16 protein-coding genes and 1 tRNA gene are annotated in these 16621 nt (G+C 72.9%); 7 read left to right on the top strand and 10 right to left on the bottom strand.

Annotated features, from left to right (window positions below):
* Positions 1 to 2 precede the first annotated feature (2 nt).
* The 3 genes from OHA81_RS10610 to OHA81_RS10600 all read right to left on the bottom strand — a co-directional run bounded on the left by OHA81_RS10610 (position 3) and on the right by OHA81_RS10600 (position 2237).
* Positions 3 to 224: an FmdB family zinc ribbon protein gene (locus OHA81_RS10610; protein WP_329194939.1), complete on the bottom strand. Its 222-nt coding sequence runs from the start codon at positions 222 to 224 to the stop codon at positions 3 to 5.
* A gap of 94 nt (positions 225 to 318) precedes the next feature.
* Positions 319 to 891, bottom strand: coding sequence for a DUF4383 domain-containing protein (locus OHA81_RS10605; protein WP_329194936.1), 573 nt, complete (start codon positions 889 to 891; stop codon positions 319 to 321).
* Between the two features lie 101 nt (positions 892 to 992).
* On the bottom strand, positions 993 to 2237 hold the full coding sequence (locus OHA81_RS10600) for a hypothetical protein (protein WP_329194934.1): 1245 nt from the start codon (positions 2235 to 2237) through the stop codon (positions 993 to 995).
* Positions 2238 to 2421: 184 nt separating this feature from the next.
* Between OHA81_RS10600 and OHA81_RS10595 the strand changes: the two genes are divergently transcribed.
* The 4 genes from OHA81_RS10595 to OHA81_RS10580 all read left to right on the top strand — a co-directional run bounded on the left by OHA81_RS10595 (position 2422) and on the right by OHA81_RS10580 (position 4654).
* Positions 2422 to 2496: transfer RNA gene (locus tag OHA81_RS10595), tRNA-Val, on the top strand.
* A 563-nt stretch (positions 2497 to 3059) separates the two neighbouring features.
* Positions 3060 to 3650, top strand: coding sequence for a DUF4352 domain-containing protein (locus tag OHA81_RS10590; RefSeq protein WP_329194932.1), 591 nt, complete (start codon positions 3060 to 3062; stop codon positions 3648 to 3650).
* 119 nt (positions 3651 to 3769) lie between these two features.
* Complete coding sequence (locus OHA81_RS10585) at positions 3770 to 4402, top strand: TRADD-N-associated membrane domain-containing protein (RefSeq protein ID WP_329194931.1); 633 nt, start codon at positions 3770 to 3772, stop codon at positions 4400 to 4402.
* A gap of 18 nt (positions 4403 to 4420) precedes the next feature.
* On the top strand, positions 4421 to 4654 hold the full coding sequence (locus OHA81_RS10580; RefSeq protein WP_329194929.1) for a DUF2277 domain-containing protein: 234 nt from the start codon (positions 4421 to 4423) through the stop codon (positions 4652 to 4654).
* 10 nt (positions 4655 to 4664) lie between these two features.
* Here the strand turns inward: OHA81_RS10580 and OHA81_RS10575 are convergent, their stop codons facing one another.
* The 4 genes from OHA81_RS10575 to OHA81_RS10560 form a co-directional block, all read right to left on the bottom strand.
* Complete coding sequence (locus OHA81_RS10575; RefSeq protein WP_329194927.1) at positions 4665 to 5159, bottom strand: hypothetical protein; 495 nt, start codon at positions 5157 to 5159, stop codon at positions 4665 to 4667.
* 248 nt (positions 5160 to 5407) lie between these two features.
* Complete coding sequence (locus tag OHA81_RS10570; protein ID WP_329194925.1) at positions 5408 to 6040, bottom strand: DedA family protein; 633 nt, start codon at positions 6038 to 6040, stop codon at positions 5408 to 5410.
* A gap of 240 nt (positions 6041 to 6280) precedes the next feature.
* Positions 6281 to 7939 carry an alkaline phosphatase D family protein gene (locus tag OHA81_RS10565; protein WP_329194923.1) on the bottom strand — a complete coding sequence of 553 codons (1659 nt, stop codon included), beginning with the start codon at positions 7937 to 7939 and terminating at the stop codon, positions 6281 to 6283.
* A gap of 160 nt (positions 7940 to 8099) precedes the next feature.
* Positions 8100 to 8753 carry an HNH endonuclease family protein gene (locus OHA81_RS10560; RefSeq protein ID WP_329202156.1) on the bottom strand — a complete coding sequence of 218 codons (654 nt, stop codon included), beginning with the start codon at positions 8751 to 8753 and terminating at the stop codon, positions 8100 to 8102.
* A 494-nt stretch (positions 8754 to 9247) separates the two neighbouring features.
* Between OHA81_RS10560 and OHA81_RS10555 the strand changes: the two genes are divergently transcribed.
* Positions 9248 to 9829 carry a TMEM165/GDT1 family protein gene (locus OHA81_RS10555; protein WP_329194921.1) on the top strand — a complete coding sequence of 194 codons (582 nt, stop codon included), beginning with the start codon at positions 9248 to 9250 and terminating at the stop codon, positions 9827 to 9829.
* A gap of 1502 nt (positions 9830 to 11331) precedes the next feature.
* Here OHA81_RS10555 and OHA81_RS10550 read toward each other — a convergent pair.
* Positions 11332 to 12030, bottom strand: coding sequence for an HAD-IA family hydrolase (locus OHA81_RS10550; protein WP_329194920.1), 699 nt, complete (start codon positions 12028 to 12030; stop codon positions 11332 to 11334).
* Positions 12031 to 12209: 179 nt separating this feature from the next.
* On the opposite strand from OHA81_RS10550, the gene OHA81_RS10545 reads away from it, so the two are divergent.
* Complete coding sequence (locus OHA81_RS10545; protein ID WP_329194918.1) at positions 12210 to 12551, top strand: DUF5713 family protein; 342 nt, start codon at positions 12210 to 12212, stop codon at positions 12549 to 12551.
* Positions 12552 to 12662: 111 nt separating this feature from the next.
* Here the strand turns inward: OHA81_RS10545 and OHA81_RS10540 are convergent, their stop codons facing one another.
* Positions 12663 to 13664, bottom strand: coding sequence for a peptidoglycan-binding domain-containing protein (locus OHA81_RS10540; RefSeq protein ID WP_329194916.1), 1002 nt, complete (start codon positions 13662 to 13664; stop codon positions 12663 to 12665).
* Between the two features lie 142 nt (positions 13665 to 13806).
* Here OHA81_RS10540 and OHA81_RS10535 point away from each other — a divergent pair, with 142 nt between their 5' ends.
* Entirely contained in the window at positions 13807 to 15858 is a 2052-nt protein-coding gene (locus OHA81_RS10535) for an MFS transporter (protein WP_329194914.1), read from the top strand.
* A gap of 110 nt (positions 15859 to 15968) precedes the next feature.
* Here OHA81_RS10535 and OHA81_RS10530 read toward each other — a convergent pair whose 3' ends face one another.
* On the bottom strand, positions 15969 to 16547 hold the full coding sequence (locus OHA81_RS10530; RefSeq protein WP_329194912.1) for a GNAT family N-acetyltransferase: 579 nt from the start codon (positions 16545 to 16547) through the stop codon (positions 15969 to 15971).
* Positions 16548 to 16621: the final 74 nt, after the last annotated feature.

The raw sequence follows: 16621 nt of genomic DNA, 5'->3' as shown, positions 1-16621 counted from the left end.
TTTCAGCCGCAGCCGCCCCCACCGCAGCAGCCGCCGCCCATGGCGGGGGCGGGGGCGGAAGCCGGCCCGCTGCGGGCCGCACCGCCGACCGCGACCGCGGAGAGCAGCTTGACGGTGTCGGCGTGACCGGCGGGGCAGTCGGCGGGCGCCGAGGACTCGGCCATCGGACGGCTCACCTCGAAGGTGTCGTCACAGGTCCGGCAGCGGTATTCGTAACGGGGCATGGGCACAGGCTAGCGGCACCGGCCCCGCAGCCGTAGTGCTCTGGCGGGCGGGGCGTGCCTCAGGGGGGGCGTGCCTCAGGGGGTGGGGCATGCCTCAGGGGTGGGGCGGCGTGCGACGGGTGCCGAGTGCGCGCCGGGCCGCGGCGCGGTCCTCCCGGGCGGCCTCCTCGGGGTGGCGGGCGCGCCAGTACGGGTTGTCGTGCGACAGGCCGCCCCCGACCCGCCCGTACATGCCGAACCACATCAGCATCACGCCGACGACGAAGCTGAACAGCACGTTCGGGAGGTGGAACGCCAGGAAGTTGAGCCCGGTGTCCAGCAGCGCGAGGTTCACGAACCCGCTCGCGATGAACAGCAGACCCAGCGCGATGTTCAGGGTCGAGGCGAAGTTCCCGCCGACCACCATCCCGTAGAACAGCAGCGCGCCGATGCAGATCGACAGCACGCTCAACGCCCCGTTCGTGTTCAGCGCCATCACGGTGTCCCCGCCGGTGTCGAAGAACCCGATCCGGTGCACCAGCCCCAGGACGCCGAACACGACCAGCAGCAGCCCGGTCAGGCCCGCGCCCACCCGGTACACCTTGCTGAGCTTGTGATCGACCGGCAAGTGCTCGTCGAGCCGGGCACTGACCGGCCGCCGCATGTGCGGAGCCGCGTGAGTGACCATGGCGGCCTCCTCTGCCGAGGTCTGCTGAGGTCCTTCCCAGCATCCGCCGCGGGCAGTGCCCGGACAAGTTCGGCCATCAGGCGCGCGGCCCCGGAGACGGCCTACGCGTGTCCGCGCTCGGCCCGGATCTCGTTCACCACCCGGTTCACGGACGCCCGGACGCCCTCCATCTCCTGGAGGAACTGCCAGTAGTCGGGGTGGCGCCCCTCCAGCCCCGACAGCGCCCGCTCCACCCGCGCCACCGACTCGTCCAGCGGCCGGGCGTGGCGCGGATCGGGCACGGTACGGCCCTCCATCGCCAGCCGTTGCGCGTCGCGGATCGCGAAGCGGGTCCGGCGGACCTCGTCCTGGGGGTCCCGCGCCACGGCCTCCAGCCGCGCCAGCCGGTCCTGCGCCGCCGACACCGCCTCGTCGGTCGCGTCCAGGCAGGTGCGGACCTCCTCGATCAGCGCCCCCACCTCGGTCCACCGCTGGGCGTCACGTGCCCGGCCGGCCTCCGCCAGCTTCTCCTCCGCCCGCGCGACCTCCCGTACCGCCTGTTCGGGGACGTGCTGGAGGTCCTGCCAGCAGGCCGCGCTGAACCGCCGGCGCAGCTCGCTCAGCACCGGATCCACCCGGTCCGCCCGGTTGCGCAACGCCTGCGCGCGGGTCCGCAGGCTCACCAGCCGCCGGTCGACCTCCGCCGCCCGCTCCGGCAGCCTGGCCGCCTCGGCCCGTATCGCCTCCGCGTCGCGCAGGATCCGGTCGGCGCGCTGCACCGTCTCCTGCACCCCGTGCTGGGCCGCGCCCTGGTTCAGCTTGGTCAGCTCCGGCCCCAGCGCGGCGAGGCGCGCCGCCAGGTCGTCGGCCCGCATCCCCTTCGCCCGGACCTCGTCCAGCGCGTTGCTCGCCGCCAGCAGCGCCGCCTTCGCCCGCTCCCGGGCGGGCGCGACCCGGGCCAGCTGCGTCTCGGCCTTGTCCAGCAGCGGCTGCAACCCCTGCGCGAAGCGGTCCAGCTCCGCCTTGACCCGTACGAGGTCGTCCCGCGCCCGCGTCAACTGCTCCCGCGCCCGCGCGGCGACCGAACCCTCCAGCTCGGGCCGGTCCAGGTCGTGCGCGTCGACGGCCTCGATGTACACCTGGCTGGCCTGGTCGATGCGCTGCCCGAGCGCGACGAACCCCTGCGCCGCCTGCCGCGCTGCGGGCGACCCGTCCGCCGCGGCGATGGTCTCCATCGAGATCCGCAGGTCCCGCTGCGCCGTATCCAGCTCGTAGAACGCGGCCGCGGCGGCATCCTTCGCCGCCTGCGCATCGGCCCGCCGGCCCTCGTCCCGCCCACCGAACCACCGCCGGGATGCCGTTGTCACAATCCCTCTCCCGTGCCGCGTCCGCCATGCCCCGCTCCATTCTCCCCTACGCCAACGCGTTTGCGCCGGGGGTGCACCCGCCATGTAGGCTGTCGTCCTGCCTTCGGGCACCGGGCACCCCTGGTCCTCAGACCAGGGGCACGTGGGCTGTCCCCTCACCAGGCGGCCACGGCCAAGCCCTCGCGGGTGCGTAGCTCAGGGGTAGAGCGCTGCTCTTACAAAGCAGATGTCGGCGGTTCGAAACCGTCCGCGCCCACCAGCACAAAGGCCCCCAACCGATCATGGTTGGGGGCCTTTGACGGCTAAAAGTGACGGCAGTCCCTGGAGCGCTGACCCGGGTCGGGCGGCCTGGGACGGCTACACGGGGTCCACGACAGCTGGTGGTGGCTCAGCCGCAGAGGGAGGCGGCGGGGCGTCAGTCGTGGCTGGGCTGAGCGCCGTTGGGCGCCCGGATCGGGGCCAGTGCGCGGACCTTCGTCCGTCGGCTTGCGCCTGCCGCAGTACCTGGGGGAGGCGGCCAGCGCCGACGTGTTGCCGGTCGCGGATGGGGACGATGCGAGGGGGCCGTCGCCTCCCTTCACCGAACCACTCGTATGACGTCCGTCGGGGCCGGGGAAGCCGTGCGCCTTCCGCCTCGACGACCTGACCTCACATCCTGGGAGCGCGCGGTCGCCAGGCTGCCTCCCGGTGGTCGCGTGCCGGTCGCAACGCCGGACCCGCCGAGCGGGATCCCCACGGAAGGTCACGGTTCGGGCATAGCGCCACGGGCGCGCCCACGCCCCCCTACGGTGGCCGGATTCGCACTCGTCCCGTGGGGGTCTCATGTCCCATCAGTTTCCGCCGTCCGGCCCGCCCCAGCCCGGATACGGCTACCCGCCCCCGCCGGCGCCGAAGAAGTCCAACGCCGGCAAGATCGTCGGATTCTCGTGCCTGGGTGTCGTCGGCGTAGTCGTCCTGCTCGGCGTCGTCGGCGCCCTGGTCACTGGTGGCGACGACCAGAAGAGCCCTTCGCGACCCGTCGAGGCCGTGGCCTCACAGCCCGTCAAGGCCCCGGAGGTCCAGCCTTCCAAGGCGCCGGAGAAGAAGCAGTCGGTCACCGTCACCGCCCAGAAGACGGCCTTCAAGGCGAGCGTCCTCGCGCAGGGCGACGGTTACACCAGCGTGTCCGTCACCGTCACCAACAACTCGACGAAGCCGATCAACGTCAACCCGCTCTACTTCACCCTCACGGACACCAACGGCACCAAGCACGCCTCCCAGCTCGCGGTGGACGAGAACCAGATCGACACCGTCGAACTCGCGCCGGGCGAGAACATCACCGGTGCCGTCACCGGCAAGGGCGCGTTCAGCGCGAAGACGGTGACCTATACGGACGGGCTCATCGGCGAGGCTGTGCGCGCCGAGGTCCCCTAGCCGGCCACGCGCACCCACGACGCCTGCGCGCCTGCGCCGGCACGCAGGCGTCGTGAGGTCGGACAGAAGGGCATGACGGCGGTCTTGGCGGCGGGGGTGGGCCGTGCGATCGTCGGGGGATGGGGGAGTGGGTGGCGTGGGCGGCCGCGCTCGTGGGCGGGGCGGGATACCTCGTACTGGAGCGGCGGGCCCGGCAGGGGTTCGAGCGGAGGCGGGAGGCCGAGCGGGAGCGGTTGCTCGCGCTGCTACCGGCACCCCGGGCGGAGGCGGGCGATCCGAAGTACGCGGACGTCGGTGGGATACCGGTCAGGACCGCGGCCCGGGGCGACGATTTCACCCCGCTGCTCGTCGAGTACTACGCCTACGGGCTCACCCAGGCGCGCAGCAGCTTCGTGACCAGCCAGCGCTTCGCCGGGGCCGGGGCGGTGATCCTGCTCGGCGGGGTGGCGCTGGCGGTGTGGAAGGCGGAGAGCAGCGGCGACCTGTACCTCGGCATCGTCACCAGCTCCGTCGGACTGGTCGTCACCGTCATCGGGCAGCTCTTCCACCGCAGGGCCGACGTCGCCCTGCGCTACATGGCCGGGCAGACGGCCTCGCTGCGGGACGACCGGCGCTCGGCGGAGTCGATGGCGCAGGCGGTCCGGCTGCTGGACGAGGTCGCCGATCCGGAGCTACGGGGACGGCTCCAAGCCGGCCTGATCATGAAGCTGTCCGGGGCCGAGCTGCCGGAGCAGGGCCCGGCCGCGGGGTAGCGGAGCCATAGTGGAGGTATGTGCCGTTCCATTAAGACCCTGCGCCCGCCCGCCATCCCGGAAAAGGCCACGGAGGAGGAGATCCGCGCAGCCGCCCTCCAGTACGTGCGGAAGGTCTCCGGGTTCCGGGCGCCCGCCGCACACAACCGGGAAGTGTTCGACGCCGCCGTGGACGCCATCGCCGAAGCGACGGCAGCGCTCCTCGACGGTGTGCACGTACGGGGCCGGGAGCCGGTCGCCCAGACCGGGTGACGGGAGGTCGTCAGGCGTGCGGTTCGCGGCGTCGGCGCAGCACCCACAGGCCGGCGCCCAGCGCACTCGCGACGAGCGCGCCGCCGATGGCGACCGGACCCGTACTCACCGTATCCACGCTGCCGCCGAGCCCGCCGCGGGCGGCGCCGAGGCTGACGGTCAACGTCACCGTGACGCGTTCACCGCCGGTGCCGCCGCACTGGAAGGTGACGGGGTGGGAGCCGGTCGTGGCGCCGCCGAAGACGATGGCACTGCCGGACAGCCGGGTGGCCTGAGCGTTGCCGGGCGCGAGCTGGACGTCCCCGAACGCGGGTGAGGACGCCCTGGCGGTCCGGCTGCTACAGCCCGTGACGCTGAGGTTGACGCGGCTGCCGGGGGCGACGACCCCGGGCGAGACGGACGCGGAGGCGTTGGCGTGGGCGACGGTGGCGGGTGTGACGGCGGTGACGGCGAGCGTCGCGGCAGCGGCTCCCATCAGGCGGTACCGCTTGCGGGTAGCGGGCATGGGAACTCCTCGGGCTGCTCGAAACGGCGCGGCCAGGACACGGGTGGGACGCGGATTCGGTCGCGCTCCGTGTTCAGGACGCTAGAAGCCCGGCCCCGAACCGGCGATCGCAGCCGGGTGAACGGGTGACCCGCTGCCCCGGCCGGCCTACAACCGGCCCGTCTGGTGCTGCCGGAGCCGGAGCCGGGCCCGGCGCCTGCGCACCGCGTCCGGAGCCCGGCGTCCGGACACCGTCCCGACCAGACGGCCTACGCGGCCGGTGCCGCCGACGGCAACGGGCGGCGCAGCAGGAACACCGCGAGGGAGCCCGCCGCGAACAGGGCGATCACGGAGACCGCCGTACCCAGCCACGCCGCGCCCAGCCACTGCGTCCCGAAGTAACCGAGCGCCACGCTGTAACCGGCCCACGCCATGCCCGCCAGCACCGACCACGGGAGGAACTCGCGCACCTCGCGCTGCGTCTTGCCCGCACCCAGGGACACCACCGAGCGGCCCGCCGGGGCGAAGCGGGCGATCACCACCAGCGCGCCGCCCCCACGGGCCAGAGCCACGCCCAGCCGCTCATGGGCCCGGGTCAGCCGGCGCGAACGGGCGATGACCCGGTCCAGGCGGGCACCGCCGCGCCGCGCCAGCCGGAACGCGGCCATGTCGCCCAGCACGGAGGCCGTCGTCGCGATCACCAGCAGCGCCATGACGTCCGGCACCCGCGCGTGCACCGGCGCCGCCGAACCCGCGGCCCCGGCCGCCGCCGCTGCGGCCGCCGAGGTGATCACCAGGACCCCGCTCGGCAACACCGGCAGGAACACGTCGAGCACGACGGACACCGCCACCACGGCGTAGATCCAGGGGCTCGAAGTCAGCGAACCCAGAGCCTCAAGCAAAGCGGGACTCCCCAGTCCGAAGCGCCGCGTCGTCGCGGGGAGCGGCAGGGGCGGCTTGACAGCCATACAGCGTACGCCCGACGCCGTAGCCCCCGAGCCCCGGGGCCGTCGGTCCGTCAGCCTCCCTGCGCAGCCCACCGCCCGCGGTCCCCGGCAGCAGCCGCCCGCCCCCGGGCCCGCCCCCCGGCCGCACTCGGGCCGGACCTCCGTCGGCCGCCCCGCGCCGCTCGGCCGTGCGCGTTACTCCGGTTCGGTGAGCCGCCGGTCCAGCACCGTCACCAGCCGGGCCCCCGAGCCGCCCGAACGGGCCTGGTCCAGCCACAACCTGGCCGTCCGCCCCGCCAACGCCAGCGTCATCAGCTGGTTGCCGAACCAGGGTCCGCCCGTACGCCGCCAGCTCAGCGGCGGCCGGCCGGTACGGCCGTGGCGGGAGAAGCCGCGCCCCAGCCACCGCCCCAGCCGCGACCAGCCCAGCCGGAAGCCGAGCTTCACCGCGAAGTGGATCGAGTTGTGGACCGGTGAGCAGGTCAGCTGGAACACCCGGGCCGTGCTGGGTATTCGGGGCTCGGCCACATACGCGTGGTGCACGTCCCCGGACAGGACCATGACGGTCGCCGGAGCCCGCGGGCCCGTGGCCACCTCCTCGATCAGATCACTCAACGCCGCGAACGAGGCCGGGAACGCCGCCCAATGTTCCAGGTCGGCGCGCCGGCGCAGATCCTCCCCGATCCGCGCCCACCGCGGCCCGCGCTCCCCGCGGCACAGCGCCGCGTTCCACACCTCCGCGTCGTGTATCAGCGGCGGCATCAGCCACGGCAGGGAGGACCCGATCAGCAGGTGGTCGTAACCACCTTGCCCGGCCAGGGCGTTGTCCCGGAGCCACTGGTGTTCCGCCGGGTCCAGCATCGCCCGGCCGTCCTCGGCGAGGACCCGCGCCGCACGGGTGTCCACCATCAGCAGCCGCGAGCGGCCGAAGTCCCGCCGGTAGCTCCACCGCTCCGAACCCGGATCGGCGTCCGCCCGGGCCGCGAAGGCGCGCAGCGCGTCCGTACCGTCCGGGCAGGCCCGTACCGCCCCGTACAGCTCGTCGGCGGCGAGCTCGGCCGGGGAAAGATTGCCGAGGTGCTGGTACACCCAGTACGACATCAGCCCGCTGAGCACCCTCTCCTGCCACCAGGGCGTCGCCCGCATCCCCGCCAGCCAGGCCTCGCTGGTGTTCCAGTCGTCCACGACGTCGTGGTCGTCGAACATCTGCAGACTGGGCACGGTCGACAACAGCCAGCGGATCTCCGGGTCGAGCCAGGACTCGTAGTAGAGCCGGGTGTACTCCTCGAAGTCCGCGACCTGGGCGCCCGGAGGCTCCCGCAGGTCCCGCCGGGCCGCCAGCCACCGGCGGGTCTCCCGCGACAACTGGTCGGCGTACACCTGGTCGCCCAGGAGGAGAAGGACATCCGGCCGGACCGCGTCCGGCTCGGCGGCCATCCGGGCCGCGAGGGTGTCCAGCGCGTCGGGACCGTGCGGCCCGCGCCGGCCGGCGGGCGGCGCCGCCTGCCGGCAGGACCCGAACGTCATCCGCAGCTCCGGCGCCGTCCGGCCGGGTCCGGCGACGGCGGGCGTGGTGATGGTGCTCGGCGGGAAACCGCTGTCGGGCAGGGGCCACACGCGGACGCCGTCGAGCAGCACCTCGTACGCCGTGGTCGCACCGGGGGTCAGGCCCGTTATCGGGACCAACGCGTAGTGGTGGCCGGCTATCTGGAAGGTGCGCACGCTCCCGGCGGCGCCGTCCGTGCACCGCACCTCGGCGGTGCACGGGCGGTCCGCCTCGATCCACACCGTGGCGGAGCCGCCGTCGTCCCAGTCGACGTAGCGCAGCAGCGGCCCCAGACGCAGTCCGGCCATCCGACTCCCCCTCCTTCTCATCCCCTTCGATCACGGTACGGGGTGGAGGGGGAGCCTGGCCTCCCCCTGACGGGGGAGAAAGATCGCAGTCCGTTTCCCGTGAGCGCAGTCCGTTTCCGCGGGGCGGGGGACCGGGGCCGGAGCGGGCGCCGAAGCGGTGTCAGCAGCCGTTGAGGACGTTGACCAGGGCCGTCTTCTCGCCGGAGTTCATGCTGAGGCCCCAGTACTGCTTCACGTTCACCCACATCCGGGCGTACGTACAGCGGTAGGCGGTCCGGGGCGGCAGCCACGTGCCGGGGTCCTGGTCGCCCTTGGACTGGTTGACGTTGTCGGTGACCGCGATGAGCTGCGGCCGGGTGAGGTCGTTCGCGAACTGCTCGCGCTTGGCGGTGGTCCAGGAGGCGGCGCCCGAGCGCCAGGCCTCGGCGAGCGGTACCACGTGGTCGATGTCGACGTCCGAGGCGGCGGTCCAGGTGGCGCCGTCGTACTCGGAGTACCAGCTTCCGCTGACTGCCGAGCAGGAGGAGTTGACGGTCACGCCGGAGCCGTCGCGCTTGAGGACGGTCTCGCGGGTGTCGCAGGAGCCGGAGACCGTGCTCCAGTGCGGGAAGAGGGTGCGGCTGTAGCCGGAGAGGGAACCTTCCGCCACCGGGGTCACCGTGGCCAGGTACGAACGGGCCGCCGCGGCACTGATCGGGGCGGGCGGGGACGCCTGGGCGGTGGGCGCGCTGACGAGGGAGGTCAGGGCGGCGAGCGCGGCGGCCGGGGCGAGGACGCCGATCCGGCCGGCTCGACGCGCGTAGACGGAGGGTATGAACGCCATGGGGGCTCCCTTGATGCGTGGGGGTGATGGCCGTGCGACCCCGGCGGGTCGCGGCCATGGTGGCGGCGCCAGGTGTCCGACGGGTGGGCGCCAGGTGACAGGGTGCCGACATGGGCACGTCACATCAAGGAGTTCAACGGTCCCGAGTGGTAAAGGAGTTGAGGGGGAGGGGGAAGTGGCCGGGCGAGCTGGGGTCAACGTCACATTCCGGACGCCCCTGAGTGGCGGCGGGCATCGCGTACCCTGGAGGAGCGAAGGGGAGTAGCTCTACGCCGGACCGTCGACATACTGCTGGGTCACACCAGCCGGCGCCCGGAGGCAGACCGCGTCAGCGGCCGGCCAGCGAGACCTTCGGCCGCAGTGTCCTGGAGCCGCGCATTCCGCGTGGCGACGTACCGGGGTGCCGCCGTGCCGAAGCGACCCCCGATCCACCCAGGTCTCTCGGTACGACGGCGTCCTGCCCGACCGATTGAGGTTCAGCCCCCGTGTTCAGCTTCACCGTCACGGCGATCGCCTTCGGCGTCGTCTTCCTCGCCGAACTCCCCGACAAGACGGCCCTGGCCGGACTGATGCTCGGCACCCGCTACCGCGCGTCCTACGTCTTCGTGGGCGTCGCCGCCGCCTTCGCCCTGCACGTCGGCCTCGCCATCGCGGCGGGAAGCGTGCTCACGCTGCTTCCGCACCGGCTGGTACAAGCCGTCGTGGGCGTGCTCTTCCTCGCGGGGGCGGCCGTGCTGCTGCTCAAGAAGAGCGATGACGAGGAGGAGGTCAAGCCGCCCGCCGACCAGTCCTTCTGGAAGGTGTCGGGGGCCGGTTTCATGCTGATCCTGGTGGCGGAGTTCGGTGACCTGACCCAGATCATGACCGCCAACCTCGCCGCGCGGTACGACAACGCCGTCTCTGTCGGCGTCGGGGCGGTGCTGGCCCTGTGGGCGGTCGCCGGCATCGGCATCCTGGGCGGGCGCACGCTGATGAAGTACGTGCCGCTGCGGCTGATCACCAAGGTCGCGGCCGCGGTGATGGCGGCGCTGGCCGGGTTCTCGCTGTACGAGGCGATCACGGGCTGAGGTCCGTCCCGGCGGGGTGGTGATGCCGGGTGCCGGGTGCCGGGTGCCGGGTGCGGGGTGTCGGGTGCGGGGTGTCGGGTGCGGGGTCGCTGCGGGCGCCGCGGACGGTGCGCAGCTCGTGCGCCCGCGCGGGTTGCGGCGCCCCGCGCGGGTTGCGGCGCCCCGCGCGGGGCCGTCCCGCTGCCCCGCGGGGCGGCACGGAGCCTGATCCACCGCTTTGGCCGGGTGGGCACTCGGGTCGCGCCCCGGGCGGCCTTCAAGCCCCGGGAGGGGCTGGAATGCCCCTGCGGGGCGGAGCTGAACCCGGGCGCTGACCCGCCGCCCTGGCCGGGGCGGTGCCCTGCCGGCCGTGATGGTGCTCTGTCGGCCCGTCATCGGACGGCCTGGGCCCGGAAGGCCCGGACGGGCCGGGGCCGCCCGGCCCCCGGGGTGGTGAGGCCGCTCTGCGGGTCTCCCCGTTGACTGCTCCCGGCGGCCGCCCTGCGCATGTGCCGACGGGCGGCGTGCTCCTTGGCGCGGCCGTTCGTCAGCGTGCGGAGTGGTCCACAGTGCGGCCGAGCCTGGTGCCGCCGTAGGTAACCAGGGGGGTCCCCTCTGAGCAGGCCGGACGGGGGCGGGTGACGGGCCGCTCCGGAGGGCCGGTGTGGGTGGCTCGCGCTGCGGCCACAGCGTGATTCCTCCCCGGCCCTGGTCCCTCCCAGGGTGAGGCGTTCGGTCGCGTGCCACAGCGAAGTGGGCGCGGGGCGTAGGGCTGGCCGAGGCTGGTGTCGCCGTAGGGCGCCAGGGGGTCTCCTCTGAGCAGGCGGGACGGGGGCGGGTGACGGGCCGCTCTAGAGGGCCGGTGTGGGTGGCTCGCAGTGTGGCCGCGGAGTGGTGCCGTCCCCGGCGGTCCCGCCCAGGGTGAGGCGTTTGGCCGCGTGCCACAGCGGCGCACAAGGCCGGCCGAGCCTGGTGCCGACCGCGGGAGCCCGACAGGCACGCGCCGACGCACGGTACGAGCCACCCGGGCACCGGCACCGGCCTCGGCCGCTGCCCGTTCGCGGGTCGTTCTGCCGGGGCCCCAAGGGCTGTCCCGTGATCCGCGGTGGGTGAGCGCGGGGCGTCGGGGCGCGGTGCATCGCACGGCCCAGGGGCCATTGCCTCCTCAGGCGGTCTCGACATGTCGGTCGCCGTCGCGTGGATGCGCGACAAGGGTGCGACCCGATGTCGGGCTCGTCGTACTGGCCGATGCCGGCGGTGTAGGTGCAGGGAGGGTGAGCGCGGCGTTCCTGGGCGGGGCTGGGGGCGTCCTCACACTGGGCGTACGCGGGCGATCCGACAGCACGGCGAGATGCCGTAGCCGGCGCCCGCGCGCCCGGGGTTACCGGACAGCCCTGAGCCCCCTGCGGGCACTGATGCCGCAGCGGGGCGTACGCCACCGGCCGTCGGGCGCCGCTCCCGGAGGTACGGGAGTCGGCCGCGGGCCGGCCCGCCGGGTGGGATCCGTAGACCCGCCGGGCCGGTCAGGCGGGGGTGAGGGTGAGGGTGAGGGTGAGGGTGCCGTCCGGGGTGGAAGTGACACGTACCCGTGTCAGGTCGGGGACGTGGGCGGTCGGGGCGTGTGCGGCGGCGCGGGGCCCGATGCCGATCACGCGCATGCCGGCCGCCTGGCCTGCGGCGATACCGGCGGCCGAGTCCTCGAACACGATGCAGTCGGCCGGGTCCACGCCCAGCTCGGCCGCGCCTTTGAGGAACCCCTCGGGGTGGGGCTTGCTGGCGCCGACCGACTCGGCGGTCACCCGCACCCGCGGCATCGGCAGTGCGGCCGCCGCCATCCGGGTCCGGGCCAGGGCGGCGTCGGCGGAGGTGACCAGGGCGTGCGGCAGGTCGGCGATCGACGCCATGAACTCCGGGGCGCCGGCGATCGGGACCACGCCGTCGGTGTCGGCCGTCTCGCGGGCGAGCATCTCGGCGTTCTCCGCGTGGTTGAGCTCCATCGGACGCCCGGGCAACAGGATCGCCATCGTGGCGTAGCCCTGGCGGCCGTGCACGACCTCGAGCGCTTCCTGCGGGTCGAGCCCGTGGGCCACTGCCCAGTCCCGCCAGCACCGTTCGACCACCGCGTCGGAGTTGACGAGTGTGCCGTCCATGTCCAGGAGCAGGGCCTTGGCGGAGAGGGCGACGGTGGTGCGGGCGGCGTTGTTGGTGGTGCTGGCCGACATCGGCGGGGCTCCAGACGGGGGACAAAAGAGAACAAGTGGTTCCGTCCCCCGGTCAGGGAGTGAGGACGGAACCACTTTGTTCCTCCACTATACAAAATCTGACGCCGTTCGCGCCACCGGCTGTCAGTGAGGGGAGGCATGATCGGCGCAGCGGTCCTCGACAGGAGACGGGAGGCGTCATGCCGATCACGAGTGAGCAGGTCGCGCGGTACGGCTTCCTGCGGCAGCTGTACGCCGACCCGTACTTTCCCGACCACGTCGTCGACAAGGGCAGGGCGGTCCTCGTGCGGCTGTGTGAGCGGGTGGAGGCGGAGCAGCCGGCCGACCTGGCGGCGCTGTACGTGCTCACCCACGCGGCGACGGACGCGTTCAATCTGCTGGAGGCCGACTTCGAGGCGGCCGGGAGCGGGATCGAGACCGTTGCGCGGGAGGCCATCGCCGAGGACTTCTGGTTCGTGGCCGCGGCCTACGGGTTCACGGACGCGGACGTCGAGGAACTCATCGCCACCCGGGAGTGGTGAGCAGAGCCACGGGGCCCGGCGCCCCGGGCGCTGGGCCGTCTCTTCCGGATCCTGCCTGACCCGCGCCGCCCGACACCGGCACCTCGCCGCGTTGTCGGGGAAAGAGGCGGCCTAGCCCTCCAGGGCCTTGCGGGTCGCGGGGCCGTAGACGCCCCAGGGGTCCTCGGTGATGTCGTTGTACCACTGGAACTCCGACACCGCGTCCTCCGTGGACTTGCCGTACTTGCCGTCAGGCCGACCGCGGTACAGGCCCTGCCCGGCCAAGAGCTGCTGGAGCTTCTTCACCTCCGCGCCCGAGTCGCCGTAGCGCAGGGTCGGACCCTGCGCGGCCGGGGGCGGCGGTGGGGCGGCGGAGGTACGGCTCGGGGTGGGGGAAGGGGTGCGGGACGGCGCCGCCGAGGTGCGGGACGGGCTCGGTGATGCGGAGGGCGACGCCGAACGCGAGGCGCTCGGCGACGGCGAAGCCGAGGCGGACGCCGAAGCCGACGGGCCGGCCGAGGCGCTGGGCGATCCCTGCGACGGGACGCCCGGGGTCAAGCCCATCACCGGCGCGGACGGCTTCGCGTCGAGCAGCGTCGTACCGCCCGACCCGGAACCGCCGGACGCGCCGAGGGCCACGGCCACGCCACCGACGGCGACGAGGGCGGCGGCGCCGGCCAGCAGCAGGGGGAACTTGCGCCGCTTCTCGGGCCCCCCGCCCCCACCCTCCCCTCCCGCTGTCACGTTCGTGGTTCCCGGTGCCCGGGGGACCGCACGGAGCGGGACCGTGTGGTCCGGCCAGGGCTGCGGCGACGGTACGGGGGTCCCGTACGCCGGGGTGTCCTGGCGGGGCGGTACGGGGGCTCCGTACGCCGGGGCGTGCTCGTGGGGCGGCGCGGGCGGCACCGTGGGCAGGAGCTCCGTCGCGTCGGCGTCGGCGTCGGCGTCGGCGGGCGCGCCGGGCCCGGCCATCGCGCCCAGGACCGGCTGCGGGGACGGTCCGGCGTCACCCGACCGGCCGGTTTCGGACAGGTTGACGTACGGACGTATGCGCAGGGGGTCGAAACCCGCTACCGGAGCACACCCGCAGCCGGCGCCCGGGGCGTCGCATTCTGGACAGCGCTCAGCGCTCACTGGAAAACCCTCCCTGGGCCGATGCCAGCGATTATGCAGACCCACCGGGCCGCACCCAACCTCCCGACAGGCCATAACCGGACACACCGCTCAGGATGGAGATGTTGTCCTGCCCGAGGCCCAGACATTTACGGAGGAGCCGATGGCACAGGAAGTGACCACATCGGCGGTGGACCCCCGTCCACGCTCGGAGCACACCTCCCGTGAGGCGCTCGTCGCCATCGGCGCGCTGCTGCTCGGACTGCTCATTGCGGCACTCGACCAGACCATCGTCTCCACCGCGCTGCCCACGATCGTCAGCGACCTCGGCGGCATGGAACACCTGTCCTGGGTCGTCACCGCCTACATCCTCGCCTCCACGGCCGCGACACCGCTGTGGGGCAAGCTGGGTGACCAGTACGGACGCAAGAAGCTGTTCCAGGCCGCCATCGTCATCTTCCTCATCGGTTCGGCACTGTGCGGGCTGGCACAGAACATGCCGCAGCTCATCGGGTACCGCGCCCTGCAGGGTCTGGGCGGCGGCGGCCTGATCGTGCTGTCCATGGCGATCGTCGGAGACCTCGTCCCGCCCCGCGAACGCGGCAAGTACCAGGGCCTCTTCGGTGCGGTCTTCGGCGCCACCAGCGTCCTCGGCCCTCTGCTGGGCGGCCTGTTCGTGGACCACCTGTCCTGGCGCTGGGTCTTCTACATCAACCTCCCCATCGGTCTCGTCGCCCTCCTCGTCATCGCGGCCGCCCTGCACATTCCGGGGCGCCCCTCGAAACACACCATCGACTACCTCGGCACGTTCCTCATCGCCTCCGTCGCCACCTGCCTCGTGCTCGTCGCCTCCCTGGGCGGCACCACCTGGCCCTGGGGGTCGGCGCAGGTCATCAGCCTCGTCGTGCTGGCCGCCGTGCTGCTCGTCGCCTTCATCGCCGTCGAACGGCGGGCCGCGGAACCCGTCCTGCCGCTGAGCCTGTTCAAGATCCGCACCTTCACCCTCTGCTCGGTGATCAGCTTCGTCATCGGGTTCGCGATGTTCGGCGCGATGGTCTACCTGCCCACCTTCCTCCAGGTGGTCCGGGGCGTCTCACCGACGATGTCCGGTGTCCACATGCTGCCGATGGTCCTCGGCCTGTTGATCTCCTCCACCGGCTCCGGTCAGATCGTCAGCCGGACCGGCCGCTGGAAGGTCTTCCCGATCGTCGGCACCGCCGTCACCGCGGTCGGCCTGCTGCTCCTGCACCAGTTGCAGCGCACCAGTTCCGATCTGGTCATGAGCGTCTACTTCTTCGTCTTCGGCGCCGGTCTGGGCCTGGTCATGCAGGTGCTGGTCCTCGTGGTGCAAAACGCAGTCCGCTACGAGGACCTGGGCGTCGCCACTTCGGGCGCGACCTTCTTCCGTTCCATCGGCGCCTCCTTCGGCGTCGCCATCTTCGGCACGATCTTCAACAACCGTCTGGGTGACGAGCTGTCCGCCGCCCTCGCCGGGGTGCCGTTGCCTCCCGGGGTGAGCGTCAACGGTCTGGAGGCAGACCCGCGGGCAGTCGCGATGCTGCCGCCTGCTCTTCGGCCGCCCGTGCTCGACGCCTACGCGTCCTCCATCACCGACGTGTTCCTCTACGCCGTGCCGCTGGTCCTCGTCGCTTTCGTCGTCGCCTGGTTCCTCAAGGAGGACAAGCTGCGCGGCTCGGTCACCGCACCCGACGGGAGCGAGACCCTGGCCACCAACCCCGTCCAGCGTTCCTCCCGGGACGAGGTGGCCCGGGCGCTGTCGGTGCTCGGCACCCGTGAGGGCCGCCGCCACGTCTACGAGAAGATCACCGAGAAGGCCGGCTTCGATCTGCTGCCCGCCGCCAGCTGGATGCTGCTGCGGATCAACAAGTACGGATCGGCGGAGCCGGCGGTGCTGGCGGAACGCACCACCGTGCCGCTCAAGACCATCACGGATGCCGCCCGCCAGGTCGAGGAGCGCGGGCTCGCCGTCCGCGACGGGCTGCCGTTGATCCTGACCGACCGCGGCCGCGAGGTCGCGGCCCGGCTGGCCCGGGCGAGGGAGGAGTCGCTCGCCCAGCTGCTCGGTGATTGGTGGGGTCCTGAGCGGCCGACCGACCTGGCCGACCTGCTCAAGGAGCTCAACGACGAGCTGTGCGGATCCGACGCCGAGGAGCCCTACGACACCTTCTCGCGCCGCGACCACTCCAGCCACTGACCCGCGGGGTCGGCAGGGCGAGCCGCAGCTGTGGACGCCGTCAGCTGCGCACGTCCGTCAGCTGCCCACGCCCTCAACTGCGCCGAAGTACGGCCAGGTCCCGGCGTCGCTCACGCCCCTTCGGGGACGTCCGTCGCGGATATCGGCTTCTCGAACCAGTGCTCCGCATACGGGCCGGTGTTGTAGGCGGGTATCTCCACATACCCCTGCCGCGCGTACAGGCGCCGCGCCTCCACGAGATCGGACCGCGTGTCCAGGCGGACCCGCTCGGCGCCCAGTTCCCGGCCCGCGTCCTCAAGAGCCCTCAGCAGGGCCGCCCCGCCGCCGGTGCCGCGGGCGCGCGGGTCGACGTACACCCTCGTGAGTTCGGCGGTGGTCGCATCGAGGAGGCGTATGCCGCCGCAGGACATCGGACGGCCGTCGTACCGGCCGACCACGAAACGGCCCGTCGGCGGAGCGAGCCCGTCGGCCGGGTCGTCGCGCAGCCCCTGGTCGATCTCGTCCTCGGTGACGGACCTGCGCCAGTACCGGCCGGCGACTTCGGCGTAGTACGCGCGGCGCAGGGCGGTGGCGTCGGTGGTGGTGAACGGTTCGGGGGCGACCTGCCAGGTGCCCGTTGCGGTGATCTGCTCGCCGGCCTGTGCGTTGCTTTGTTCCGTGTGCTGTTCCGTGCTCTGTTCGCTGGTCATGGCGTCATTCTGGGGCGGTCGGCGGATGGCTGCGCTGGAATATCCACAGGGGCGGCCCGATGATGTGAAAAGGG

Source organism: Streptomyces sp. NBC_00667 (genome assembly GCF_036226825.1).
GTDB lineage: Bacteria > Actinomycetota > Actinomycetes > Streptomycetales > Streptomycetaceae > Streptomyces.
The sequence above is the reverse complement of the archived record's forward strand: the minus strand, read 5'-3'. Positions and strand labels throughout refer to the sequence as shown.

Bases quoted from the DNA above. Each gene is read 5' to 3' on its own strand.
- OHA81_RS10610 (WP_329194939.1), bottom strand. From the start codon at position 224: ATGCCCCGTTACGAATACCGCTGCCGGACCTGTGACGACACCTTCGAG.
- OHA81_RS10605 (WP_329194936.1), bottom strand. From the start codon at position 891: ATGGTCACTCACGCGGCTCCGCACATGCGGCGGCCGGTCAGTGCCCGG.
- OHA81_RS10590 (WP_329194932.1), top strand. From the start codon at position 3,060: ATGTCCCATCAGTTTCCGCCGTCCGGCCCGCCCCAGCCCGGATACGGC.
- OHA81_RS10585 (WP_329194931.1), top strand. From the start codon at position 3,770: ATGGGGGAGTGGGTGGCGTGGGCGGCCGCGCTCGTGGGCGGGGCGGGA.
- OHA81_RS10580 (WP_329194929.1), top strand. From the start codon at position 4,421: ATGTGCCGTTCCATTAAGACCCTGCGCCCGCCCGCCATCCCGGAAAAG.
- OHA81_RS10575 (WP_329194927.1), bottom strand. From the start codon at position 5,159: ATGCCCGCTACCCGCAAGCGGTACCGCCTGATGGGAGCCGCTGCCGCG.
- OHA81_RS10565 (WP_329194923.1), bottom strand. From the start codon at position 7,939: ATGGCCGGACTGCGTCTGGGGCCGCTGCTGCGCTACGTCGACTGGGAC.
- OHA81_RS10550 (WP_329194920.1), bottom strand. From the start codon at position 12,030: ATGTCGGCCAGCACCACCAACAACGCCGCCCGCACCACCGTCGCCCTC.
- OHA81_RS10545 (WP_329194918.1), top strand. From the start codon at position 12,210: ATGCCGATCACGAGTGAGCAGGTCGCGCGGTACGGCTTCCTGCGGCAG.
- OHA81_RS10535 (WP_329194914.1), top strand. From the start codon at position 13,807: ATGGCACAGGAAGTGACCACATCGGCGGTGGACCCCCGTCCACGCTCG.
- OHA81_RS10530 (WP_329194912.1), bottom strand. From the start codon at position 16,547: ATGACCAGCGAACAGAGCACGGAACAGCACACGGAACAAAGCAACGCA.